Raw genomic sequence first — 25316 nt, 5'->3', positions numbered from 1 at the left:
AGCTCCGTATCTTGCACCTATGAGCACCGAAAACCCTTGGAAAGTTTTAAATAGTGAAAAAATTTACGATAATAACTGGATTTCTTTAACAGAACATCAAGTGCTAAATCCATCTGGTGGTGAAGGGATTTATGGTGAAGTGCATTTCAAAAACATCGCCATTGGCATTTTACCTTTAGATGCTGATTTAAACACATGGTTGGTTGGGCAATATCGTTTCCCGATAAAAGAGTACAGTTGGGAAATTGTAGAAGGCGGTGGCGTATTAAATGCAGACCCAATAGAAAGTGCAAAAAGAGAGCTTGCCGAAGAAACAGGTTTGACTGCAAAACGATATACTGAAATTCAGCGCATGCATTTATCAAATTCGGTAAGTGATGAGTTGGCCATCATTTATTTGGCGCAAGATTTACAATTAGGCGAATCATCTCCAGAAGAAACAGAAGAATTAATTGTTCGTAAATTACCTTTTGAAGAAGCCTATCTGATGGTAATGAATGGTGTAATTACGGATAGTATTAGCGTAGCCGCCATTTTAAAAACCAAAATATTACTACAGCAAGGTAAAATTTAATGAGCAAAAAGATTTTACTTTATTCGTTACTAATTTTGCCACTAATAAGTGGCTGTGGGGTTTTATCAAAAATGACAAAAGAAACGTTTACAGATGATTTTACTAAAGGTTTAAAAACCAATTGGACGATTGAAAATCATACGTTTGAAAATAATTTAGCACATTTTTCTCCTGCGAATGTGGTTACCGAAAATGGCGAATTAGTTTTATCATTAACTAATGAGAAATTTCATAAAAAGGAATATACTGCTGCTGAAATAAGATCAAAAAGAGCATATTTATATGGTAGATTTGAAGCTAGAATTAAGGCTTCTGATGCTTTAGGATGCATCACCGCATTTTTTCTTTATCAGCCTGCAGAAAATAACCAAGAAATAGATTTCGAAATTAGCGGGAAATCTCCAAATGAAATAACGCTTAATAATTGGATAGATAAAACATCACACGACAAAGTGATAGCACTTGATTTTAACACAACTGCAGCGTTTCATGATTATGCGATTATATGGAACCCAAATGAAATTAAGTGGGAAATAGATGGAAAGATAGTTCATTCTACAACCACAGCAATCCCTAATAAAGCAATGCACATTGTTTTTAACCTTTGGGCAACAAAATCCGTAAATTGGGGTGGAAATATAGAAGAAGCTACTTTACCAACAAAAGCATATATAGATAAGGTTCAATTTTATCCCTATATTAACTAAACAAATGAGAAAATTACTAGGCTACATTTTTGCCCCCATATTTCACTTTTTCTTCTTCTTATTGCTTTGCATTTTCCAACCTATACAATGGATTTGCTATCGATTTTTTGGATATAAAGCGCATAAAGTTTCGGTAGATGTTATGAATTTTTTCTTAACCTATTGCAACTGGTTTTTACTAAACTCTGTTACGTTTACCAATCAACAAAATTTGCCAACTGATAAACCAATTATTTTTGTGGCAAACCACCAAAGCATGTATGATATTCCAGGTTTGATTTGGTATTTACGCAAGTATCAACCTAAATTTATTTCAAAAATCGAATTAACAAAAGGCATTCCTTCTATTTCATTTAATTTAAAATATGGTGGTGGTGCAAACATTGATCGTAAAGACAGCAAACAAGCTGTTGCCGAAATTATAAAATTAGGTCGCCGAATGAAAGAAAATAATTGGTCCGCAGTAATATTTGCAGAAGGTACAAGAGCAAAAGATGGTCAATTAAAAACATTTCAAGTAGGCGGTATTGCTACACTTTTAAAAGTAGTTCCTAATGCTTTAGTAGTTCCGGTTGCAATTGAAAATTCTTGGAAAATTGTTCGTTTTGGTAAGTTTCCTTTAAGTATTGCTAACCCGATTAAATGGACAGTTTTAAAACCAATTGATCAGACCGATAAAAATGCAGAAGAAATAACTTTAGCTGCAGAGAATGCGATAAGAGAAAAATTAAATCAACCTATAGCTTCATGAGAATTATCAAGTACTTTTTAATCTGTTTTTTAAGCATCGGTTTTACCGTAAATGCACAAACCAAAAAAGCAGAAAACACCTTATTATGGGAAATTTCAGGTAAAGATTTAAAAAAATCATCATACTTATTTGGCACTTATCACTTTGCTGATAAAGGCTTTATAGATACCATGAAAGTATTAAATGAGAAATTAAATCAGGCTGAAGCGGTTGTGGGTGAATTGGTAATGGACAAAGATATGGCCATGAAGCTATTACCATATATGACAATGAAGGACAATACGTTAGATAGTTTATTAACTCCCAAAGAGTTTAAATTAGTGGCTGATTATTTGAAAACATTGGGCAAGTATGATCTTACCAAAATGAACAAGCTAAAGCCTATAATGATACAAACTATAATTCTTCAAGCTTCGGCTCCGAGAACTTTTACTGCAACCAATCCTGCAATTGATCAGTACATTCAAGATTATGGAAAAGCAAACCAAAAGAAAATATTTGGTTTAGAAACAGTTGAAGACCAAGCTAAAGTACTGTTTGGCAACAGCCTAGTTAGACAAAAAGAAATGTTAGTTAAAAGTGTTAAGGAAGCAAAAAAGATAAAGAAAGGGACTTTAAAACTATATCATTCTTATATTACTCAAAACTTAAAAGAGTTAGAAAAGATGTTTGCAAATCCAAAAGGTTTCACAACTGAAGAAATGAATGAATTGTTGAAGAACCGTAATGACAAATGGATTGTTCAATTGCCTCAAATGATGCAAAACCAATCTTTATTTATCGCTGTTGGCGCAGGGCATTTAGTTGGTGCTGATGGTTTAATTAAAGGTTTATTAAAGTTGGGATATACGGTTAAACCTGTAGCAACGAATTAATATTGGTTAATAGTTGATGGCAAATTGTCCATAGTCAAATTTAATAAGCATCAAGACAATCAACTATAGTCTATCGTCCATTAACTCCCTTAAATATTCTTTCCGTCAATTAATTTAAAAAATTCATCTCTATACGTATCTCCTACTGGGATAGTTTTACCCGCAATTAAAATCCGACTACGTTCAATACTTTCAATTTTATCTAATGCAATAATGTACGATTTATGCACTCTGATAAACTCTCCTTTCGGTAAAGTTTCTTCCATCTTCTTCATGTTCTGAAGCGTAATTACACGTTCAGTTTTAGTGAAAATAGAAATGTAGTCCTTTAATCCTTCGATATATAAAATATTGTCTAACTGAATTTTTTGAATTTTATGCTCCGTTTTTACGAAAATAAAATCTTGCACTGAACTAGTATTATGATTGTTATTTTGTTGTGCAACAGGTTCTGGAGTTGCAACCGCAGCTGGTTCAGATTTTAATAATTGATTATGAACTTTCTCAACCGCTTTATAAAAACGATCAAAAGCAATTGGTTTTAATAAATAGTCTGATACATTTAAATCATAACTTTCTAAAGCATATTGCGAATAGGCAGTTGTTAAAATATAATTCGATTTACCGCTGGCAATTTTTAAGAATTGAATTCCAGTTAAGTCTGGCATTTGGATATCTAAAAACACCAAATCTATTCCACCAGCCTGCACCAATTGTAATGCTTCAATAGCATTTTCAGTTCGTTTTACAAGTTGTAAAAACGGCACTTTAGATACATAATCTTCAATAATATCGAGCGCTAAAGGCTCGTCATCAACAGCAATACATTTTAATATCATAAGTCAAGCATCAATTCTGTGGTGTAATGCGTAGCCGAATTTACAATATTTAATTTATACCTATCGGGATAAAGTAACTGCAATCTTCGTTCTACATTATTTAATCCAACACCACCCATGGCGTCTTTATTGGTTTTACTTTTTTTATTGCTTACGCTAAAATGAAGTATTTTTTGGTTAGCAATAATATTTATTTTAATAGGGTCATCGTGGTCGTTTGCAATACCATGTTTAAATGCATTTTCTACAAAAGAAATTAAAATGAGTGGCACGATTTGTTGTCCATCTATTTCACCGTTTATAGTAATTTCTACTGCTGCACCATCTTTAAATCTCAATTTTTGTAATTCTACATAGCTTTTAACGTATTCCACTTCTTTACTTAAATCTACCCAACTATCGTTACTTTCATAAATCATGTAACGCATAATTTCAGATAGTTTTAAAATTGCATCCGCTGTTTTATCTGATTTTTGATACGCCAGTGAATAAATATTATTTAGTGAGTTAAATAAAAAGTGTGGGTTAAGTTGAGATTTTAAAAACTGCAATTCCATGTCTTTTTTCTCGCTCTCTAGATTGCGTTGTATGCGTTCGTTTGAAAACCAATCTGTAGAAAATTTAAGTAGTGAACTGATAACGATAAAAAAGCCGGTTATTAGAAATGTACCAACTAAGAAGCTTGTATAAGATATGTCTTCTAGTTTACCTTGAGGGCCTCGGTGTGATAACATTACTTCGGGATACATTAATGCAATTCCAAACTTAACAACCATTGTTACTGCAACTAATCCTGCAATTGAAATCAGATACAACCATGATCGTTGTTGTTTTTGGATAATATTTGGAATAAGTATCAGATAATTGATGAAATATATCGAAACATTAATAAGTCCAAAATAGCCAAATTGCACCAATAGCTCAAAGCGTGTTACTTTTTCTGGACTATTGAGTACCATTAATAGCGAAAATGCAAGAATTAATACCCAAAAAATCGCATTTACAATTATTGCACCTTTACTTCTCATGCGTGTATTATTTTAATATGCCTTCTATTTATATCCAAAGTAAATATTCCATTTATTTTAAGCTATCACTTTCGACGAACTGGCATTTTTTTTCTACCAAAAGGCTAAATCAAACAACCAGTTACAAAACTATTCTTTTTAAGCGTTTATCTAGAATAATATGCACTTGGTCTAAAACATTTTAGTAGTATTTTTTTTAGTATTCTATTTGTTTAACAAAACGAAACAACACAAACTCAAAAATAGAAGAACCATGAAAAAGTTATCAAACGTATCGCCATTCTTACTTTTATTATTTCCAGTATTTATCATGATGGTATTAGCTTTTGCAACTAGCACAACCACTAACCATGATGAAGAAGTTGCTTTAAAAAACACAACACCAACAAATACAATTGTTAAAGCAACTGCTGCAATTTTAAAATAAGCATGAGCAATTTCGCTATAGAAACTGTAGGCTTAACGTATAATTTCGGCTCACAAACCGTTGTTAAAGATTTATCGTTACAAGTACCAAAAGGTAGTATTTATGGTTTCCTTGGGCCAAATGGCGCAGGAAAGACCACAACCATAAAAATATTATTAAACTTGTTAAAATCTCCTGCAGATCAGGTTTTCATTTTCGGAAAAGATATCAACTCTAATCGCATTGCGAGTTTAAAACGCATGGGCGCTTTAGTAGAGCAACCTGCTATATACGGTCACTTAACAGGAAAAGAAAACTTAGTTAATCGTTGCATCCTTTTAGGAATTAGAAAAAGTAAATGTGCCGAAATGTTAAGTTTAGTTGGCTTAACGGATGCTGCTGATAAAAAAGCTGGCAAATATTCTTTAGGGATGAAACAACGTTTAGGCATTGCTTTGGCGTTGGTATCAGATCCAGAATTGTTGTTATTAGATGAGCCTACCAATGGCTTAGACCCGAACGGGATTATAGAAATTAGAAATTTAATGATTGAGTTAGCTACCAAACATCAAAAAACGATTTTGGTATCAAGTCATCTTTTGGCAGAAATAGAAAGAACAGCTACTCATGTTGGTATTATCAATAAAGGAGAATTATTATTTCAAGGTACCATTAACGACTTACACAGCTTAAGCAAACCAACCATAAAAATAGAAACTAACGATTTAGAAAAAACCAGTGCTATTTTGATAAATGCAGGTGCAGAAATCGTACAAAAAGAGGAGCATACCATTTCTATAACTTTTAAAAACAAAGAAGATATGGGCTACCTAAATACTTTATTGGTACAAAACGGAATTACCGTTTACGCGATTAGTAAAGAAAGAAAAGACCTTGAAAATTTATTCTTAGACATTACTTCAAAAAACTAACTGATGCGCTCATTCTTTGTATCCTTAACCTCAGAATTTTATAAATCGAGAAAAACGCTTGCCTTTTGGAGTGCAATTTTACTTCCATTGGTAATTTGTATATTAATGAGCTGGGGCTTTATAAGTCAGGCAACTAAATTAGCTCATAACCCTGCACCTATGTTGTGGTTTAGGTATATTTCTGCCATTGTTGGTGTAATGGGCGTATTACTTTTACCCGTGTTGGTAATTTACAATACTTACGCAATTACCAACATGGAATATAAAGGTGATACCTGGAAAAGCTTGTTTTCTTTGCCTTTACCAAAACTTTCTATTTACGCCAGCAAATACGTTTACATTGTATTTTTAACCTTTATAACGATGTTATTGTTTGGGGTATTCATCATCTTAACGGGTCATGGCATACAGCTAATTAAACCAGAATTAAAGTTTGGCGATTACAATGCGAACAACATTATATTCAGGTTCTTCAGTAAATTATTTTTATCAGCTATCGGAATTATTTCTATTCAGTTTTTGATGAATTTAATGTGGAACGATTTTTTAAAACCTTTCGGAATTGGTTTCTTGCTAACCATTATGGGTATTATCACCGCTAATGTAAATTGGAAATACGTTGATTATTTGCCTTATGCCTATCCAAACTTAACGGTTACCAATATTATGCATACCAAAGGTGATTTTAATAAAATGATAATTTTCGACCAAGCCATTTACAACAGTTTAATTTGTGGCGTTGTGGTATTCATTATAGGTTACTTTCTGGTTGCTAAAAAGACCATCAAATAATAAAGATTTTAGTACAATTTAGTTTTTAGTTTAGTTAGGGGTGGCGGATGCTACCCTTTTTCTATTTTATAGATTAAGGGCCTACAAAGAGTAACTGTAAACCTACAAAGAGCAATTGTAAACCTACAGAGAGCAATTGTAAACCTACAAAGGGCAATTGTAAACCTACAGAGAGCAATTGTAGACCTACAGAGAGTAATTGTAAACCTACAGAGAGCAATTGTAAACCTACAGAGAGTAATTGTAGACCTACAGAGAGTAATTGTAAACCTACAGAGAGTAATTGTAGACCAACAGAGAGTAATTGTAGACCTACAGAGAGTAATTGTAGACCAACAAAGAACAATTGTAAACTGTTTTTAATGCAATGTCAATTGACAATTACTCTTTAATTAACTGAAAGCAGCTAAATTATCTTTTCCTTAAGCTCTTTGTATTTAGATCTGCCAATTGGCAATAATTCGCCATTTTTTATCAGCAAGCTGTATTTGCTTCCAGGTTGAACAATTATTTTCTCAGCCAATGCTAAAGAAACTAAATATGATTTATGAATGCGGTTAAAAGAATTAGGTAAGAGTTGCGCTAAAGTTTCTAAAGATTTATCGTGTAATTCTTGGTTTCCGTTCCGTAAATGTAGCTCGCTATAAATTCCAGCGCCTTTAATGTAAAGCAACTCTTCAATGTCTATCAGCTTTATATTTCCAGCCTTTTTAACAGCTAAAAACTTAAGCGGTTCATCGGTTGTTTTTAAAGTATTCGTTATTCTTTTAAAAGCCTGTGCTAATCTAAGTTCATCAAATGGTTTAGGTACAAAATCTAACACACCATATTCAAATGCCATAATTGCTTTATCGGTGTAAGCGGAAACTATAATGGTATGAAATGATTTTGAAACCACAGCTTCCAATACATCGAAACCGTTTTCTCCATTTAGATTTAAGTCCAATAACAAAAGATCAATTTCATTATTTTCTATATGGTCCATTCCTTTTTGAACAGAATCGCAAATAGAAATGATAGAGTTTTGCTCAAAATAATTACTTGCCATTCTTTCCAATCGCCTAGCAATTCTGGCTTCATCTTCAATGATCAATACTCTCATTTGGTATAAATTTTAACAATTGAAATCCAACCTTGTTCATTTTCATTTGATGTAAACTCCCAATTATCTCCATAACTTTCTGTTAGTCGGGCTTTGATGTAAACAAATCCATTACCGCCAGCTCTCGGTTTAAGTTTAACTCTATTATTGGCAAAGGTTTCAAAAGTATATTGTTTGTATCCAGCAGTTGCTGAAAACGATAATTTAAACTTCATGCTACCATCTTCAAACGGACTGCTATGGGTTATCCCGTTTTCTAAAATGGTATGGAATAATGCTGGTGGAATAAATTCATTTTCATCGATACCACTTTCTTCCCATTTATAGTTTATCTCTTTACGAAATTGCATGACTGATAAATGTTTTTTGCAAAGTTCAATCTCCTGGCGTATCGGTATCAACACCTGTTCTGATATGTCGTTTATAATATCAAATTCATCGGCCAATGCCTGAATAAATGCCGTACCTTCTTTAGGCGATTCTTCTACCCAATCTATTAAAGACGTAAGTGTATTCTTTATAAAATGAGGTTGGATATTCTTTTTAATTAGTTCTAATTGTAGCTTAGAAGAAAGTAAAAGTGAGGATTGATATTCTTCTTCTATCACTTTCATTTGAATGGTATTAAGGTAAAGCATACACAAAACGATAATACAAAAGCTAATAAATAAGCTAAAATCATAAAATAGAAATTGATTAATCAATACTCTTAATAGTAAAGCTATTAGTACAATTATGGCTCCTTTTTCTTTTTGATAAATAGCATTAAAAACAACTATCAAAGAGAAAATCCACATGGTTAGACTATAATAAATAGCGGTGATATCGTAATGTCCAAAGTTTAAAATGTAGATGGATACCAATGTGATAAAAAGCAAACTCATCACTATTTTCTTCCATTTAAACTTAAACTGAATTGTAAAATATAAGGGCACTAACATGGAGAGTGCAAAAGTTATCCAGCCTATAAATTCCAATCGTAAGAAAAAACGCGGATAAGGTATTTCTACATAATACTTGACGTATTCTAAAATCAGCAATGCGAAAAACAGAAAGCAGATTACAGCAAAAATTAAAACGGTGTACTGCCTACTTCTGCTATTAATGTATAAGAAAAGATAATAGATGGCTGCAATTAGAAAAGCGCCAGCTATTAAATTCATAAAGGAGGTAATGATTAAAGGGAATTTAAGTAAACTTTCATATGTGCTTAAACCTACATTAACACTCCGCTGAACATTTGGCAAATAAGACTGCGAAGCTCTGATTGCTACCACATGGCTTCCTATTTGGGCTAATGAATCTGGTATACTATAATAACTTGTTGATGTACCTGGAACTTCAGCTTTGCTACTAATTACCTCACCGTTTTTCCCGATAAGTTTCCCATCCCAATACACATCGAAAGCACCAAAGGCTTCAATTTTTACACCAAGGTGTCCTACTGGTTTTTTTGTTAAATCTAGTTTTGTTCTTACCCAAAAGATATTGTTTTTGGTATAGTCACGATCAGTTGCCCAACCAATAGCATTAAAATCTTTTTTTGCCCACGACTGGTTATCTCCTGTTTTAAAAACAGGCGGATAATCTTTAAAACTAATGTCTGGTCTGCAAGAACAAAGACAACATAGTGCTAGAAAAAGAAAAAGGTAATTCTTCATTCATCAAAGATAATATATAACCTGCTGAGAAAAATGCATTTCAAAAGGACATAGAGCAGTTCACATGGTTTTCTACTTTTAAGCAAACAATGGCTTGTAAACTTGTGCCATGAAACGACTTATTCTCTTACTTACACTCTTGTTTAGTTACTCAATTAGTAAAGCTCAACAAACAAATACAGCATCAATAACAGTACACGGAACTGTGCAAGAGCAATCTACTAAAGATCCTATTATGTATGCAACGGTTCGCATAAAGGATGCAACAGCTAAATTAGTAGCCGCAACAATTACGGATGAAAAAGGTGCATTTAAACTAGAATTTATTTCGACTGATAGTGCAACAATAGAGTTTTCATTGATAGGATATAAAGCCGTAGTTAAAACCCTAAGCAAATCTAATTTATCTGTTAATTTAGGAACTATCAACCTTCTGCCAGATGCAACATTATTAAAAGAAGTTGCAATAAATGGCGAGCAGCCATCCATTAGTTTAAAGCTGGATAAGAAAATATTTCAGGTTGGAAAAGATGTTTTATCGCAAACTGGTTCTTCATTAGATGTATTGAATGGTGTACCATCTGTAAGTGTAAACCCTGCTGGAGGTGTTAGTTTAAGAGGAAATAGCAATGTTTTGGTTTTAATTGATGGCAGGCGTTCTGGATTTACGCAAGGAAATGCCTTAGATCAATTGCCGGCAGATCAAATAGAAAGAGTAGAGGTAATTACAAATCCTTCATCACGTTACGATGCGGCTGGCTCTGCTGGAATTATCAATATTGTTTTAAAGAAAAATAAAAAATCAGGTTTAAATGGTCAATTAAGTTTAGTTGCTGGAATACCAAATGAAACCAAGATTACGCCAAGTTTAAACTATAAATCAGCAAAAATTAACTTGTTTTCTACGTTTGGTGTCCGTTATTCTGATTATGATGGATTGTATATTTCTGATCAAGCTACCAATGATGCAGGAACAACCAATTTGCTCCATAAAAGGCAAGATGAAGATAGACATGATGATGCGAAGATGTTATATTTTGGGGGAGATTTTATACTAAATAATCACAATACGATTACTGCCGCATTTTTAAACAAAACAACAAATGATCATGATAAAACAAGTTTGCTATACGATTATGCGAAACAAGGGCAAACATTAGATAGCACATTATTACGTAAAGGAGAATCGTGGGAGAAAAGAAATTACAACCAATTAGAATTTAATTACACCAAAACATTCGATAAACCCAATAAGAAATATACAATAGATATGCAGTACGATTTCTGGAATAGCGATAAGGATTGGAATTTATCTACACAAAAAACTTTTCCAACTGCTACTGCTTTTCCTGGTGTTAGAACAAGTTCGATAGGTTCTAGTAAAGATTTTATGTTGCAAACAGATTATGTACAACCTTTAGATAGTATTACAAATTTAGAGTTTGGCGTTAAAGCCGAAAAACGTAGCGTAACAAGTGATTTTAAAGCTGAGCGACAAAACAATACTGCTTGGGAAATATTGGATGGAATTAATAATCAGCTTATTTATGATGAATTAATTGGAAGTGCTTATGTACAATTTAATAGCAAATGGAATAAAATAGGTTACCAATTTGGGTTGAGAACTGAATTAACTAAAATTGGTTTGGAAGATAAAGCTGGGACATTTAACAGTGATAAAAACTATACACGGTTTTTCCCAACGCTTAACTTATCTTATCCATTTAGCACAAATGCTACGCTGCAAGCTAGTTATAGTAAACGTATAAATAGACCTTCGCTTTTTGCATTATATCCTTTTAACGAACTAACAGATTTTAATGCTCAGTATGTTGGTAATCCGAATTTAAATCCATCTTATGCTGATGTTGTAGAACTAGGGTTTTTAAAAAATTGGGGTAAGTTGACTTTTAATCCTTCTTTATATTACCAAAACAACAAAGACATTACGCAAGATTATACCTATGGAAATGCTAGCGGAGTATTTATTACAACACCTATAAATATTGATGGAGAAACACGTGGTGGATTAGAGCTTTCGGCCTTATACAATCCGTACAAGTTTTTACAATTTAGCATGGAAGTGAATGCTTACTATTTTAAACAAAAAGGTTTTTATTCAAATCAGGATTTCTATTACAGCGGCAATATTTTAACCAGCAGAATAAGCACACAAATAAAACTACCTAAAAAATTGAGTCTTCAAGGACGATATAATTTTACTGGTGCACAAAGCAATGCACAAAGTAGAACCGCCAGCATACATAATATAGATTTTGGAGCTGCTAAAACTTTCTTAAAAGATAAGGCTACTTTAATATTTGATGTAACTAATTTATTTAATCTGAGAAAGTTCGAGACCACAACCACTGGTAGCAACTATTTACTTTCGCAAGTTAACAGTCCAAATGCAGCTAGATATCGCTTAACATTTGTGTATAAATTAAACCTTAAAGAAAACCAAGGCGCAAGACAAGCAAAGGCTGGAAATAGGAATTAAGATAGGTTATGTTTTTAACCACATAGGCACATAGAAAAATTAGCTAAACAGCACCCAACTATGTTTCTATGTGGTAAAACTTATTTTATCGCCCAGCTTTTGGAATAACTACCAAACTCTCATGTCCGTTTTCATCAACGGATTGTACACCGAAATAATAGTTGTCCTTTGAATAGGATAACGTTGCTGCATTCTCTTTTACAAAGAATTTCTGTTCCCAAAAAGGACTTGTAGTTTCACGCATCAACACATAATAACCTGCCGGAGATTTTCCTTTTGGTGCATCCCATTTTAGGGAAGTTTTATTCGTTAATCCTGAAGTAAGGACCACAACATTTTCAGGTTCTTGAGTTGACAAACCTAAATTTGCCATCACTGATAAATTCATTCGTGTTACTTTTTGCAGATAGTTATAATCTACATATTCGGGTAAATCGCCATATTTAAAACCATTTTCTGTTCTCACATCCTGGTGTTGGCGATTAAAATCTTCGTTCATTTCTGTTATCCGCACTGCGGCAAAACCTTGTTGAGAAAATGGAGTGTGATCTCCGCCACGCAAATAACGATCTCTTCTGTAAATCAGTTTTACTTCCAATTGGTCAACATATCGCTCTGCAACTTCTTTAATATATCTCGCCGCCTGACGAGCTTTCCCATCATTTTCAGTTCCAGCCGATTGTCTAGCCGCAGCTTGAGCTGGTGTTTCTAAAGCAGAAACTCCTTCACTAAAAACACGTACACTTTTATTGTCTTTTAAATCGGTTTCCATTCCGTAAGAGTTTCCAACAATATCATTATTCATTAATAAATGTACATTCCAACCTTCTTCCTTTGCTCGTTTAGCCAAATTTGTTGCACCATATAAACCCTGTTCTTCACCAACCATGGCTACAAAAACTAACGTACAGTTAAATTTCTGCTTGCTCATTACTCTGCACATTTCCATCATAGCGGCTACGCCGGATGCATCATCATTTGCACCAGGAGCGAAATCTTTGATATTCATTACATCTGTCACTCTCGAATCATAATGCCCAGAAACTAATAGCATTCTTTTATCATTCGGATCTGTTCCAGGTAAAACTGCTAGTACATTTTTAAGTACAACGGGTGCAGTAATTCTTCTTCCATCAGCAGCTTGCGTAAAAGTATCATAAGAAACTTGAAGCCTGCCACCACCAGCTGCACCATATTTTTCAAATTCACTTTTAATCCATGTTCTAGCAGCCCCAATACCTGTTGTTTTACTTAAGGTATCGCTTAGCGTGTGTCGGGTTTGAAAAGAAACCAGTTTTTTAATCGTTTGCTCTAAATTAGTGGAAGCAACTTCATTAACCATCGTGCTAATATTAGCATCTCTAGTTATTGTCTTTTGTGCAAATGAATTTTCAGAGAAAAGAATAACAGCTAATAAAAGACCTAAGTATTTCATTTTAATCATAATATGGCATGTAAAAATGTGAATAGAAAGGTACAATTATTTATCATTAACTGTAAATTCACCATAATAATGATACTTAACTAACTATTATGATGAAACCATCGCAAACCTGCAGACCAAAATATAACAATAGGTTTGTATAGCTTCATCTTCAATTAAAAACAACAATATTATGATGAAAAAATTTACTTTTAGTGCATTAGCCATTGGCTTGTGCTTTTCTGCATTTGCTCAAGAGCCTGTAAACTCAGCAATTGTTCAAAAAATCAGAACAGAAGGTTTGGAAAAATCTAAAGCTATGGATATTGCTTTCCATATTACAGATGTTTCTGGACCACGTTTATCTAACTCGCCAGGCTTAAAAAGAGCGCAAGATTGGGCGGTTAAATACATGAAAGAAATGGGCTTAAAAAATGTTCATTTAGAGGCATGGGGAGACTTTGGTAAAGGTTGGCAAGTAGATAAATTTTATGCAGCTACCACATTACCTTATTATCATGCTATTATCGCTTCGCCTAAGGCATGGACTCCAGGCACAAAAGGTTTAATTAAATCTGATGTGGTTTTAATAAAAGCAGATACCGTTACAGATTTAGCAAAATACAAAGGCAAATTAGCTGGTAAAATTGTTATTCTAGATCAAGGAGCACCTATTCGTAGTAATGATAAACCTGAGCTATTAAGATATACGGATGAGCAATTAACAGAAATGGCAGCTGCACAACCACAAGCTGCTGGTGCTGGTGGCAGACCACAACGTGCTGCTGGATCAGGCAATGATCAAAGAGCTATGATGATGAGACAATTCGCAATACGTGCAGCATTAGATAGCATGTTAGTGGCTGAAAAAATCGGATTAAAATTAACTTTAGCTAGAGGTAGTTACGGAACTTTCTTTACGAGCAATGGCGCTTCTTATAAGTTAGATGCTAAACCTGTTTCTCCAGAATTAGAAGTTGCAGGTGAAGATTATTTACACATTTTACGTTTATTACGTGGTGGTGAAAAAGTAGAAATGGAAGCGGATATCAAAACTTCATTTTATGATAAGGATCCAAAAGGATATAACGTAATTGGCGAAATTCCTGGAACTGATCCTAAATTAAAGGATGAAGTTGTAATGATTGGTGGTCATTATGATTCGTGGCATGCTGGAACGGGAGCAACTGATAATGGTGCAGGTTCTGCTGTAATGATTGAAGCCATGCGCATTTTAAAAGCAATTGATTTTAAACCAAAACGCACTATTCGTATTGCTTTATGGAGCTCGGAAGAACAAGGTTTATTTGGATCGAGAGGATATGTTGCTGAACACTTTGGCACACCAGCTGCTGCTGCTAGACCAGCAACTGCTACTACTCCAGAAACTCCAGCGAAAGAATTGGTACTGAAACCAGAGCATGAAAAATTAAGTGCTTATTATAATTTAGACAATGGAACTGGAACTATTCGCGGTGTCTATTTGCAAGGTAATGCTGCCGTTAAAGACATCTTTCAAAGCTGGTTAACTCCTTTTGCAGATTTAGGTGCAAAAACAATTACCATTAGCAATACTGGTGGTACAGATCACCAATCTTATGATGCTATGGGTTTACCAGGTTTCCAGTTTATTCAAGACCCAATGGATTATAATTCACGTACGCACCACTCTAACATGGATACTTATGATCGTTTAGTGGAAGATGACTTGAAAAAATCAGCTACAATTGTGGCTTCTTTCGTTTATCATACTTCTGAAAGAGCAGAGAAATTACCACGTAAAGAGATGCCTAAACCAGCACCTGCAAGACAATAGGAATTTTCTAATCTTAAACAAAAAAGCCTCCGCATTTGGAGGCTTTTTTGTTAATTAACTATTTATTTAACGCCTTATAACGTTCACCATATATTACAGCCCAACCTTCATCGGTTATTACAGTTACTCCCATTAAATCGTAACTATTTACTGGGTAGTTACCATTTTTTCCATCTAAATATTGAATGAGCAAAGTATATTGATATCTACCATTAATCCCTTCTGTTTTTCTTATCACTCCTTTTGCATCGCAATCAATCCAATATTTAATAGAAATTGGTGGAACCATATGTGGTTGGAAAGATCCAGTTCCATCTGCATTTAACACAACTTTCGGTTCGCCTTTCTTTTCATATAAATATTCTCCAATAATTTCCTTTGGGATTTTCTTACTAACGGTATACTTTGTTCCTTTTAGATCAATTGATATCACATCATTTTGAGCAAAAGCAAAGCCTAAAGAGAAGAGTAGGCCTACTAAAGTGAGGGTAATTTTTTTCATTTTGATTTAATATTAAAGGGTTAACTTATTAAACAAATTGGTAGTCGATTACGTATATCAAAATAAGAAAGTATAGCATCAGTAAACAATACCTAAAAATGGGTATTTACTAGTAAAGGGAAATCTCCAAAATTGGAGATTTCCCTCATACAGAAAGCATTCTTTCTTTAAATGCCCATACTATCAATTGGTGTGAGTTTCTTAGACCAAGTCTCTTCACCATATTGCGACGATGAGTGCACACAGTAAGTTCGCTAATAAAAAGCTGGTCGCCAATTTGCCTGCTATTAAAACCCATGCAAACCATATACAATATCTCTAGTTCTCGTTGGGTAATATGTTCAGCCTTATAAGATATATTGAGAGTCATAAGTCAATTTTTTCTAAAGCTTTTTATTAGTTTCATAACTTTATGATTTAGCCGATTATTAGAAACTATTACAATCAATATTATTCCATTGTTGCGTTAATTGAGCAATTTGTGCTTTTGTAGCAGCATCGCATTTTTCAAACTTTTTAATTAAATCGAGTGAAGCCGTCTTTAAAACATTGCAGTTACTGCGTGTTGGGCTATTGGCAAATTTCATAGCTGTATTGTAATAAGCTTTTGATTCTGCATCACTAAAGGTACAGGTTGATGATTTTACTTCGTCTTCAGGTTTACATTTAGAAAACACGAGTACAGCACAGAATAGAATTGCGATTTTGAGAGAATAATTTTTCATGATTTTTTAATTTAATGGTTAATTTATTTAGGGGTGATTATTTAATACAATCAAATTTACCCATGTAATTTTTTCAATTTTAACGCCTATTTGCCCTTTTTAATAAGGTGTTTTTACGGTATTCTTGTAGTATGCTATAGTCGAATTGAAGAAGATGATAATTCTAAATTTTAAAAAAACTTTGAAAGTTTATCAAAGCTTCTAGAAATAAAAAGGCCTCCAAATTTGGAGGCCTTTTTATTATACAGAAAGCATTCTTTCTTTAAATGCTCAAACTATCAATTAGTGTGAGTTTCTTAAACCCAATTTCTTTACCTTGTTGCGACGATGAGTTTGCACAGTAAGTTCGCTAATAAAAGCTGATCAGCAATTTACCTACTGTTATAGCCCATGCAAACTAGGCGCAAGATTTCAAGTTCTCGCTGGTTTATAACTGTATGATTTTGACATGAAATAGCGATTATCATTTTGTCTTGTCGGATATTAAAAAGTAACCGTTAATCCCATCCCATATTGATCTCCTTGATTAAAGTTTGGTGCTCCAGAACCTTTTTGGTATTTAAAATCAAAGAATCTTTTCTTATTGCTTGATAAATAAAATCTCAACTTTCCACTGAGCGTATAATAAATTTCTTTATTTAGAATATCATACCAACCATCTGTAGAACCTACTAAACCAACCCAACTTTTTGGGAACAGATTCTTTGTGTCCATGGAAAAAGTTCCTTTCAATCTAAATATTGCTTCATCTATTTTCTCTTTACTCTCGTCCAACTCTCCACCAACTGGGGCATTACCTCCATTGTTCCAATCAAATTTCTGACCTCCTTGTACAAATACACCAATTTTTGTGCTTTTTATAAGCTTTGGAACCTTCTGCATAGATTGATACCACGGCACATACCCAACTTCCAAAATTCCGTTAATAACATTAAAACTGTTATTCGTTTCAACTCCAGCTGCAAGCGGCAAAGTATGAAATAAACAATCAGAACATGGAGTTATAACACCCGCAACTGTTTTCGTTTTAAAGAAGATGAATAAGCCTTGAAGTTTTACATCTATTGATGAAAAAGCATCATCAGTTCCTGATTGCACATTAATTTCTGGAGATGCTTGAAAAAGGCTTTTTTTCCCACCCAAGAATATACCCTTTCTACTGATAAGGCTATCAATGGACTCAACATACTTTATTCCAAAATCGATAGCTTTATTCTTAAGCTCTGTTTTTATACTACCAATTGAAAGCTCTATTGGTTTTTCTTGGGCATAAGTAATAAATGCTAAAAAGGAAAAGAAAATAAGTCCTAATAATTTAAAATAAATAATTTTCATAACAGCTTAATTAAATAATTTTTGATGCCAAATACGATACATCTTTTTCAAACCAATCTGATGGCCACACTTTATCTTCATGCCCATTTTCAGTCATTGTCCACCTCATAAAAGCTCGATAAATAGTTTTTGAGTTAGCATTTCCAATTCCATCAGAATCACTAAGAACTGAATTATGAATTGTTTGGTCATTAATTCCAACGCCCTCGTCGTTAAAACTCTTAAGGTGATATTTCATCACCTCCTTTAATTGGTCTATTGTCATATCATATTTATTGATGAAATAATTAATTGTTTTTAGTTGATGTTGGCGCAAGTAATCCTGCCAAAGCACCTATGGCAGCAGATCCAATTGCAGTTAGAATGGTAGGCACGCCTGTATCGCCTTCAACTCTTCCTACTGCAATTAACACGATAGTTCCAAGAATGATAGCAAGAATGGTAATACCTAATGCTAATACCACTATCCTATAAATCCAAACATCATCTAATGGCTTTTTTTGTTGTATTTGACTAATAGCTGCAATAGGATCTGCCTTGAATTGATTTTGCATTTCCGAATCTGAAATAAGTTCGGTTTTAAATTCATCGAGTGTCTTAAAGTTTTTTGTCTCCATGATTTTGTTGAGTTTTAGCGTTAATAAACATTTGTATACCCAAAATTAAAGCGAAGTAATGCTAAAAGTTAGGAGGTAAACACCCGAGTTAACAAGGTATTTTTACGGTAAATCCATACGTAATTTCACTGTTGTTAATACGCTGAACATTAGCGACTTTTATATTGAATTAACAAATTAAACCATCTAAACAAAAAAATTATGATAGTAGAATTAAATGGCACTGAGAAGTTATTAGGATTTCGATCAAAAGGATTTGATAGGGATGTGGTAAGAGATATGGTTCTTGCTTATAGACAAAAGATAAAAGGCACAGATTCATTAAAATATTCACATTTTAACGTGTATGAAGTATTAGAATTATTGATGGCCAATAAAACACTAAGCCCTAATCTAATTAAAGCAATAGAAGCTGAGAAAGAAAGTATTAAAGCATTTGGGCTTAAAATTTATCTGGCTTCTCATTGTTTCCCTCTTTCAGATCCGTTGCCAGGGAATACAAATGCTAGTGAATATGAAAATAAGACTACAACCGTTCTTTGTAATACTAAAATTGGGCATGGTTTTAGAGATATACTTGATAACAAAAGTTATATCTCACTTGCAACATCAAGAGAGATAAGAGAAGGAGATATAGGAGAAGGTCAAGGCCTTGACCAAGCAGAAATTTGCCCACCATATAATAACGATGATGATGATAATTACGATATTGGTTATGATGGAACCCCATAATGGAAATAATTAAATTCCCGTTCTCCTTACTTGCAGAATGGATGTGCTTACTCACATCCATTCTGTTGTTTAAAGAAACCATTCCAAAATTTTGGCAATGGTTTGCCCCCTATCTTGCCCTAACAGTAGCCATAGAGAGCTATAGCTTTTACATGAGCAGGATTTTGGGTTTAAGGCCCGATACGCAATGGCTTTATAACCTATATTTAATGTTGTATATCCTATTTCACCTCTATATCTTTTCTAAAATCATCGAACTAAAAAGAATAAAAACCATTTGCCTTATTTTCTTATTCTTTTTGATTGGATTTTATGCTTGGAACTGGATAAACGTTAGCTTTTTTAAATCCTTTTCTACTACTAATACTTTATTTGGAGGATCTATAATCGTATTATCTATTTTATACTATTACAGTTTATTTCACCAAGAGGAACCTAAAGATATCTTAAAAGAACCTGCTTTCTGGTTTATTACTGGATGCTTTATTTTTTATGCAACCAGCACTAGTGTTAGTGCCTTTTATGAGGAAATAATTGCCTACAGCAAAAAAAATTATTTCCCTTTAAGATATGTTATTATGAATTTTTTGAATATTATTATGTACGGATGTTGGATCAAATCATTTCTATGTCTCCAAAGGAGTCAAACTTCTTCACGGCAATTATATTAATATCTCTTGTTTTCTTTATTGTTGCAATTGGGCTAATATTATTGGTGGTTATAAATAATCATCGCAGAAAACTTCATAAAGAGGAAACGAAAACTATGCATCAAAAATTCGAATCAGAGCTCTTAAAAACCCACCTCGAAGTACAAGAGCAAACCATGCAAACCATCGCATCAGATTTGCATGATAATATTGGTCAACTACTAAGTTTAACAGCGCTTACTTTAAGTTCAATCAATTTAAAAGAACCACAAAAATTGGAGAAAAAAGTGTCTGAATCTATAGGTTTAGTTAATAGTTCTATTAAAGAATTAAGAGGTTTAGCTAAATTAATGAATGGCGAACTTATAGTTCAAACGGGGTTAGGAAAGGCAATTAAACAAGAAATAGATCGATTAAAAAAGATAGGTAATTACAAAATAAGAGTAAAAAACGAATTACTCGATATCGAAATTTCATCGCCAAACAAAGACCTTATTATTTTGCGGCTGCTTCAAGAGATTATTAATAATATAATTAAACATGCTCAAGCATCACATATAGAAATAGAAGTTTATATCATTAAAGATTTACTTTACTTAACCGTAAAAGACAATGGCATCGGCTTTGATTATGAAACAGCAAAAACACAAAATAAAGGAATAGGCCTATCATCAATTCATAATAGAATAAAAATGATTGAGGGTAAAATTACCATAAATTCAAATCCTACTGATGGAACTATAACTTCAATTGAAATTCCTTACCCATAAAATTATGTTAAATACTATAGATATAGCGGTTGTAGATGACCATACGTTGTTCCGTTCGGGGCTTGCCAATCTATTAGCAGAGTTTGAGGAAATCAATGTTGTTATTGAAGCAAAAAATGGCGTAGATCTGCAAGAGAAAATTAAAATCTTTGAAAACGTTCAGGTGATTTTAATGGATATTAATATGCCAATTATGGATGGATATGCGACCACCAAATGGCTAAAAGAAAATTATCCACAGGCTCATGTCTTAGCATTAAGCATGTTTGAAGATGAAAAAGCAATTATCGGAATGTTGAAAGCTGGAGCAGGCGGCTACATGTTAAAGGAATCAAAACCATCTGAATTGTTAACTGCGATTAAAACCATTGTAGAAAAGGGATTTTACATTAACGATTTAGTGTCAGGCAGATTATTAATTTCATTAAAAAACGAAGATACAAAGCCTATATTTTCTGAAAAAGAGCTCATATTTCTTCAGTATTGCAGCACCGAATTAACCTACAAAGAGATTGCGTCAGAAATGAATATCAGCCCACGAACAGTAGATAATTATCGCGAATCACTTTTTGCAAAATTGAATATCAAATCAAGAACTGGTTTAGTGGTTTATGGCATAAAAAATAACTTAATTACCATCTGATAATTGATTTAGGTTAACTCAAACTCCTGGTGCCTATCTGGAATTTCTATATTCAAAAATCTGGCAGCAATTAATTTTTGCGCAAATATTTGCTGCACATCATATTCTCCATGCACTAAAAATACTTTTTTAACCTTAGCAGGATCTTGGCAGGACATAAATCGGAGTAAATCTTCATAATCGCCATGTGCACTCATAGATTGTATACTTTGTACTTCGGCAATTACTTGAAATTGTTCGCCATAAATACTTACTTCCTTTGCACCATTTTTTAAACGACCACCTAACGAATTAGGCTCGCAATAACCAACCATCAAAATTGTATTCTTGCTATCGCTTATGTTATTTTTAATGTGATGTTTTACTCTTCCTGCTTCGGCCATGCCCGATGATGATATAATTATACATGGATCTGGATTATAATTTAGCGCTTTAGATTCTTCCGCATCTTCTACATAATGTAGGTTTTTAAAATCAAATGGGTTCTCATCTACTTTTAAAATCGCCAAAACTTCCTGATTATATCCTTCCGAATGGCTTTCTACAATTTGTGTAGCTTTTTCAGATAATGGACTATCCACATATACCTTAACATCGGGCAATTTTCCTTCTAAACCTAAATTATTTAAAATATATAAAATCTCTTGCGTTCTGCCCACACTAAAAGCTGGGATAATTACTTTACCTTTTTTCTGTACACAGGTTTTTAAAATTACCGCCAATAACGCTTCCTTAGTTGGCTGCTCGTCTTTGTGCAATTTATCACCATAGGTAGATTCTAATAAAACATAATCAGCTTGCGGAAATTCTTCCGGAGATTTTAATAGCAAATCACCATACTGACCAACATCGCCACTAAAACTCAATTTTGTAGTTTTTCCATCCTCAACAATAGTTAAATGCACCGATGCACTACCAATAATATGTCCAGCATCTACAAATTGCACTGTTACGCCATCTATCAACTTTGTTTCTGTATGGTAATCAACTGCCACAAAATAATCCATTGCTTGTAGCACATCTTCTTCCTCGTACAAAGCTTCTTCTAATGGCAAACCACGTTGCTGCTGTTTTTTATTTTTATATTTTAAATCGCCTGCCTGTATTTTCGCAGAATCTAATAGCAATATTTTACTTAATTCTTTAGTGGCTGGTGTACCATAAATCGCTCCTTTAAAACCTTGCGCTACTAATCGAGGAATTAATCCGCTGTGATCTATATGCGCATGCGAAAGCACTAAAATATCTACTTCTGCTGCATTAAAGCCAAAGTTTTTATTTAGTTCATCGGTTTCTTGGCCCATACCTTGAAACATGCCACAATCCAATAATATTTTTTTTCCGTTGTTTAACGTAATTAAATGTTTGCTACCTGTAACGTTACGGGCTGCACCATGAAAGGCTATTTTCATACCGATGAGATTTATTTTTCAATAATATAGAAAATAATTAGTGAAATGTTTTGTAAACTAAAATATTAGTTTTAAGTTTATGTTAAATTATTTATATGTTAGGACATTCAATATTGTTTAACATATTTAAAATAACGCTCAAACACCATAAAAACAACAATTATCATGGAAATAAAAGATTTAACAAAGGCAGAGGAACAAATCATGCAAATTGTATGGCAACTAGAAAATTCATTCGTAAAAGAAGTAATGGATTATTTGCCAGAACCTAAACCTGCTTACAACACGGTATCTACCATTATTAGAATTTTAGAAGTTAAAGGATTTATTGGACATGAAGCTTTTGGGAAAGCTCATAAATATCATCCTTTAATTAGTCGCGAAGAATACAAGCGCCATGCAACAGAAAAATTATTAGGTAATTATTTTGAAAACTCTGTAGAAAGCATGTTCTCGTTTTTTGTAAAAGAAGAAAAATTGGATTTAAGTGATGTGGATGAAATTTTAAAAATGATCAACAAATTTAAAAACAAACCAAAATGAGTTGGGCGCATTATCTCTTACAAGTAAACATTTACTTGATTATATTTTATTGTTTTTACAAGCTACTTTTAGATAAGGAAACCTATTTTGTATTAAATCGGATATACCTTGTTTCATCGGGCTTATTCTCTTTGGCTATACCTTTTTTAAGGTTCGAACTATTTAGCGAAAAAGTAGTAAGCGATAAACTATATATCAGCGTAAGCGAGATAAATGCCGTCGTAAATAATTATGCCATTTTACCGCAAACACAAGATCAATACGATTGGGGGCGGTTAATTGTGATTATTTATATTTTTGGTGTACTTTGCTATTTGCTATACTTCATCTATCAGTTGTTAGCAATTAACTTGTTATTTAGCAGAGCTAGTGCAAATGATGCCTTTTCTTTTTTTCAACGAAAATCAGTAGCCGAAAATTTACCAGAAAGAGCTACTGTTGATTTGCATGAAGACATTCATGTAAAGCAATTACACACCCTAGATGTTATCTTTTTTGAGATTTTAGGAATAATTACATGGTTTAATCCGGTTATTTATTTGTACAAAAAATCGGTTAAAAACATACACGAATATTTGGCTGATGAGGCCGCAGCTAAATTTCAGGGAGATAAAGAAACCTATGCACTTTTATTATTAAGTCAAGCTTTTGGAGTAAAACCAAATACATTAATGAATGGGTTTTTCACTAAATCCTTAATAAAAAAGAGAATTTTTATGCTGCACAAACAGCGCTCTAAGAAAACCGCAATTTTAAAATATGGTTTATTTGTGCCCTTGTTTGCATTAACACTTGTTTTATCGTCCGCCACAATTCGTAAAAACAATCAGATTTTGGCAGTAGCCGATCAAATACCTTTAAATGATGCGAGTTCAGTGGTAAATCAGGCAATAAAAGCTCCATTAAGCGTGGTAAACTTAGCATCAACATCCGCAGTTAAATTAGATCAAGTTCAGGTGCAAGATCTGGTAACCAAAAGTAACGTGATTTCTCCTTCAGCCAGTGGCGATAACTTAGAAAAAGAAAAGGCAAATTCATGGAATAGTTTTTACAAATTCTTAGGAGATGGCATAAAGTATCCAGCCGAAGCTGTTAAGAAAAAAATACAAGGAAATTTAGTAGTTAATTTTACAGTTAGTCGTGGTAAAGTAAACGATTTAGTGGTACAAAACGAACTAGGTGGTGGTTGCGATGAAGAAGTTACCCAGCAAATAGCTAATTACGATGACTTCTTTCAAAAAGATGGTAATTACTGCTTAAAAGTAACTTTTAAACTTGATGGCACAGATACTCAACTTAAAAATGAAGACGCAACAAACACAGAAGGATATACTGTTTTGCAAAACCTAGTTATAACAGGTTATGCACCTAAAGAAGAAGTTACCGATAATAGAGTTTACAATTTTGTGGCGATGGAGATTCCACCAAGTTATCCGGGAGGACTTAATGAGTTTTATAACTTTTTAGGGGAAAACATAAAATATCCAGTATTAGCTGGTGATAATGATATACAAGGTACTGTATTTGTTTCTTTCACAGTAGAAAAAGATGGATCATTAAATAATATTAAAGTAGACCGAAAATTAGGTTATGGCACAGATGAAGAAGCAGTTAGGGTTTTAAAACTCTCTAAAAGATGGAATCCTGGAATGCAAAATGGAAGAGTAGTTCGAGTAAAATATAACGTCCCTATTAAGTTTTCATTAGGAACAGAAAAACAAGAAGCTAAAACAGATATTATCTTTAAAGGTTATGCTGACGATAAAACCCCTCCTCTTGTAGTTTTAGATGGAGAAATAAAAGAGATGGGTATTTTAAAAGATATTGACCCTAAAACAGTAGAAAGAATTACTGTGCTAAAAGGAAGTAATGCTATTGCTCTATACGGAAAAAGTGGTGAAAATGGCGCTATAGTTATTACATCGAAAAAACAAAAACCTCGCTCAATAACAGCAACACTTATCAATAGAAATTAAATTAA

At 33.2% G+C, this 25316-nt stretch carries 26 protein-coding genes; 14 read left to right on the top strand and 12 right to left on the bottom strand.

Going from position 1 to position 25316, the window contains the following annotated elements:
- The first annotated feature begins 19 nt into the window (after nucleotides 1-19).
- The 4 genes from GM921_RS13790 (at nucleotide 20) to GM921_RS13775 (ending at nucleotide 2907) form a co-directional block, all read left to right on the top strand.
- Complete coding sequence (locus tag GM921_RS13790; protein ID WP_182923215.1) at nucleotides 20-574, top strand: NUDIX domain-containing protein; 555 nt, start codon at nucleotides 20-22, stop codon at nucleotides 572-574.
- 71 nt (nucleotides 575-645) lie between these two features.
- On the top strand, nucleotides 646-1281 hold the full coding sequence (locus GM921_RS13785; protein ID WP_182923214.1) for a family 16 glycosylhydrolase: 636 nt from the start codon (nucleotides 646-648) through the stop codon (nucleotides 1279-1281).
- Between the two features lie 4 nt (nucleotides 1282-1285).
- Complete coding sequence (locus GM921_RS13780; protein WP_182923213.1) at nucleotides 1286-2032, top strand: lysophospholipid acyltransferase family protein; 747 nt, start codon at nucleotides 1286-1288, stop codon at nucleotides 2030-2032.
- Entirely contained in the window at nucleotides 2029-2907 is an 879-nt protein-coding gene (locus GM921_RS13775) for a TraB/GumN family protein (protein WP_182923212.1), read from the top strand. Before GM921_RS13780 ends, GM921_RS13775 begins: the two co-directional genes overlap by 4 nt.
- 89 nt (nucleotides 2908-2996) lie before the next feature.
- Here the strand turns inward: GM921_RS13775 and GM921_RS13770 are convergent, their stop codons facing one another.
- Together GM921_RS13770 and GM921_RS13765 are read right to left on the bottom strand one after the other, a co-directional pair.
- Complete coding sequence (locus tag GM921_RS13770; RefSeq protein WP_182923211.1) at nucleotides 2997-3746, bottom strand: LytR/AlgR family response regulator transcription factor; 750 nt, start codon at nucleotides 3744-3746, stop codon at nucleotides 2997-2999.
- Nucleotides 3743-4774 carry a sensor histidine kinase gene (locus tag GM921_RS13765; protein WP_182923210.1) on the bottom strand — a complete coding sequence of 344 codons (1032 nt, stop codon included), beginning with the start codon at nucleotides 4772-4774 and terminating at the stop codon, nucleotides 3743-3745. Before GM921_RS13765 ends, GM921_RS13770 begins: the two co-directional genes overlap by 4 nt.
- Before the next feature lie 253 nt (nucleotides 4775-5027).
- Here GM921_RS13765 and GM921_RS13760 point away from each other — a divergent pair, with 253 nt between their 5' ends.
- The 3 genes from GM921_RS13760 to GM921_RS13750 are packed head-to-tail and all read left to right on the top strand — an operon-like array spanning nucleotide 5028 to nucleotide 6904.
- Nucleotides 5028-5201, top strand: coding sequence for a hypothetical protein (locus tag GM921_RS13760; protein WP_182923209.1), 174 nt, complete (start codon nucleotides 5028-5030; stop codon nucleotides 5199-5201).
- A gap of 2 nt (nucleotides 5202-5203) precedes the next feature.
- Nucleotides 5204-6112: an ABC transporter ATP-binding protein gene (locus GM921_RS13755; protein WP_182923208.1), complete on the top strand. Its 909-nt coding sequence runs from the start codon at nucleotides 5204-5206 to the stop codon at nucleotides 6110-6112.
- Nucleotides 6113-6115: 3 nt separating this feature from the next.
- Complete coding sequence (locus GM921_RS13750) at nucleotides 6116-6904, top strand: ABC transporter permease (RefSeq protein WP_182923207.1); 789 nt, start codon at nucleotides 6116-6118, stop codon at nucleotides 6902-6904.
- Nucleotides 6905-7310: 406 nt separating this feature from the next.
- Here GM921_RS13750 and GM921_RS13745 read toward each other — a convergent pair whose 3' ends face one another.
- Nucleotides 7311-8006, bottom strand: coding sequence for a LytR/AlgR family response regulator transcription factor (locus GM921_RS13745; protein ID WP_182923206.1), 696 nt, complete (start codon nucleotides 8004-8006; stop codon nucleotides 7311-7313).
- Nucleotides 8003-9667, bottom strand: coding sequence for a histidine kinase (locus GM921_RS13740; RefSeq protein ID WP_202985662.1), 1665 nt, complete (start codon nucleotides 9665-9667; stop codon nucleotides 8003-8005). Before GM921_RS13740 ends, GM921_RS13745 begins: the two co-directional genes overlap by 4 nt.
- Nucleotides 9668-9776: 109 nt before the next feature.
- Between GM921_RS13740 and GM921_RS13735 the strand changes: the two genes are divergently transcribed.
- The gene (locus GM921_RS13735) at nucleotides 9777-12167 is read left to right on the top strand and encodes a TonB-dependent receptor domain-containing protein (RefSeq protein WP_182923205.1); all 2391 of its coding nucleotides are present in this window, start codon (nucleotides 9777-9779) and stop codon (nucleotides 12165-12167) included.
- An 85-nt stretch (nucleotides 12168-12252) separates the two neighbouring features.
- Here GM921_RS13735 and GM921_RS13730 read toward each other — a convergent pair whose 3' ends face one another.
- Complete coding sequence (locus tag GM921_RS13730) at nucleotides 12253-13611, bottom strand: M20/M25/M40 family metallo-hydrolase (RefSeq protein WP_235969839.1); 1359 nt, start codon at nucleotides 13609-13611, stop codon at nucleotides 12253-12255.
- Between the two features lie 172 nt (nucleotides 13612-13783).
- On the opposite strand from GM921_RS13730, the gene GM921_RS13725 reads away from it, so the two are divergent.
- Nucleotides 13784-15406, top strand: coding sequence for a M28 family metallopeptidase (locus tag GM921_RS13725; RefSeq protein ID WP_235969838.1), 1623 nt, complete (start codon nucleotides 13784-13786; stop codon nucleotides 15404-15406).
- 58 nt (nucleotides 15407-15464) lie between these two features.
- Here the strand turns inward: GM921_RS13725 and GM921_RS13720 are convergent, their stop codons facing one another.
- The 6 genes from GM921_RS13720 to GM921_RS13695 form a co-directional block, all read right to left on the bottom strand.
- Nucleotides 15465-15908 (bottom strand): hypothetical protein, encoded by a 444-nt coding sequence (locus tag GM921_RS13720; RefSeq protein ID WP_182923204.1) that lies wholly within the window; start codon nucleotides 15906-15908, stop codon nucleotides 15465-15467.
- 145 nt (nucleotides 15909-16053) lie between these two features.
- The gene (locus GM921_RS17620) at nucleotides 16054-16278 is read right to left on the bottom strand and encodes a response regulator transcription factor (RefSeq protein WP_182923203.1); all 225 of its coding nucleotides are present in this window, start codon (nucleotides 16276-16278) and stop codon (nucleotides 16054-16056) included.
- A gap of 58 nt (nucleotides 16279-16336) precedes the next feature.
- On the bottom strand, nucleotides 16337-16633 hold the full coding sequence (locus tag GM921_RS13710; protein ID WP_182923202.1) for a hypothetical protein: 297 nt from the start codon (nucleotides 16631-16633) through the stop codon (nucleotides 16337-16339).
- A 483-nt stretch (nucleotides 16634-17116) separates the two neighbouring features.
- A complete protein-coding gene (locus tag GM921_RS13705; RefSeq protein WP_182923201.1) occupies nucleotides 17117-17968 on the bottom strand; it encodes a hypothetical protein in 852 nt (283 codons plus the stop codon).
- A 10-nt stretch (nucleotides 17969-17978) separates the two neighbouring features.
- A complete protein-coding gene (locus GM921_RS13700; protein ID WP_182923200.1) occupies nucleotides 17979-18233 on the bottom strand; it encodes a hypothetical protein in 255 nt (84 codons plus the stop codon).
- A 22-nt stretch (nucleotides 18234-18255) separates the two neighbouring features.
- Nucleotides 18256-18585, bottom strand: coding sequence for a hypothetical protein (locus GM921_RS13695; RefSeq protein ID WP_182923199.1), 330 nt, complete (start codon nucleotides 18583-18585; stop codon nucleotides 18256-18258).
- A gap of 201 nt (nucleotides 18586-18786) precedes the next feature.
- Here GM921_RS13695 and GM921_RS13690 point away from each other — a divergent pair, with 201 nt between their 5' ends.
- The 3 genes from GM921_RS13690 (at nucleotide 18787) to GM921_RS13680 (ending at nucleotide 21380) form a co-directional block, all read left to right on the top strand.
- Nucleotides 18787-19317 carry a hypothetical protein gene (locus GM921_RS13690; protein ID WP_182923198.1) on the top strand — a complete coding sequence of 177 codons (531 nt, stop codon included), beginning with the start codon at nucleotides 18787-18789 and terminating at the stop codon, nucleotides 19315-19317.
- A gap of 607 nt (nucleotides 19318-19924) precedes the next feature.
- Nucleotides 19925-20737 (top strand): sensor histidine kinase, encoded by an 813-nt coding sequence (locus GM921_RS13685; RefSeq protein ID WP_182923197.1) that lies wholly within the window; start codon nucleotides 19925-19927, stop codon nucleotides 20735-20737.
- Between the two features lie 4 nt (nucleotides 20738-20741).
- On the top strand, nucleotides 20742-21380 hold the full coding sequence (locus GM921_RS13680) for a response regulator transcription factor (protein ID WP_182923196.1): 639 nt from the start codon (nucleotides 20742-20744) through the stop codon (nucleotides 21378-21380).
- A gap of 8 nt (nucleotides 21381-21388) precedes the next feature.
- Here GM921_RS13680 and GM921_RS13675 read toward each other — a convergent pair whose 3' ends face one another.
- On the bottom strand, nucleotides 21389-22792 hold the full coding sequence (locus GM921_RS13675; protein WP_182923195.1) for an MBL fold metallo-hydrolase RNA specificity domain-containing protein: 1404 nt from the start codon (nucleotides 22790-22792) through the stop codon (nucleotides 21389-21391).
- 165 nt (nucleotides 22793-22957) lie between these two features.
- Between GM921_RS13675 and GM921_RS13670 the strand changes: the two genes are divergently transcribed.
- Both GM921_RS13670 and GM921_RS13665 read left to right on the top strand, forming a co-directional pair.
- Nucleotides 22958-23335 (top strand): BlaI/MecI/CopY family transcriptional regulator, encoded by a 378-nt coding sequence (locus GM921_RS13670; protein ID WP_182923194.1) that lies wholly within the window; start codon nucleotides 22958-22960, stop codon nucleotides 23333-23335.
- Complete coding sequence (locus GM921_RS13665; RefSeq protein ID WP_182923193.1) at nucleotides 23332-25311, top strand: TonB family protein; 1980 nt, start codon at nucleotides 23332-23334, stop codon at nucleotides 25309-25311. The genes GM921_RS13670 and GM921_RS13665 overlap by 4 nt, the downstream gene beginning before the upstream one ends.
- Nucleotides 25312-25316: the final 5 nt, after the last annotated feature.

The organism is Pedobacter planticolens, assembly GCF_014172375.1.
GTDB lineage: Bacteria > Bacteroidota > Bacteroidia > Sphingobacteriales > Sphingobacteriaceae > Pedobacter > Pedobacter planticolens.
This window is presented reverse-complemented; position numbering and strand designations above follow the sequence as displayed.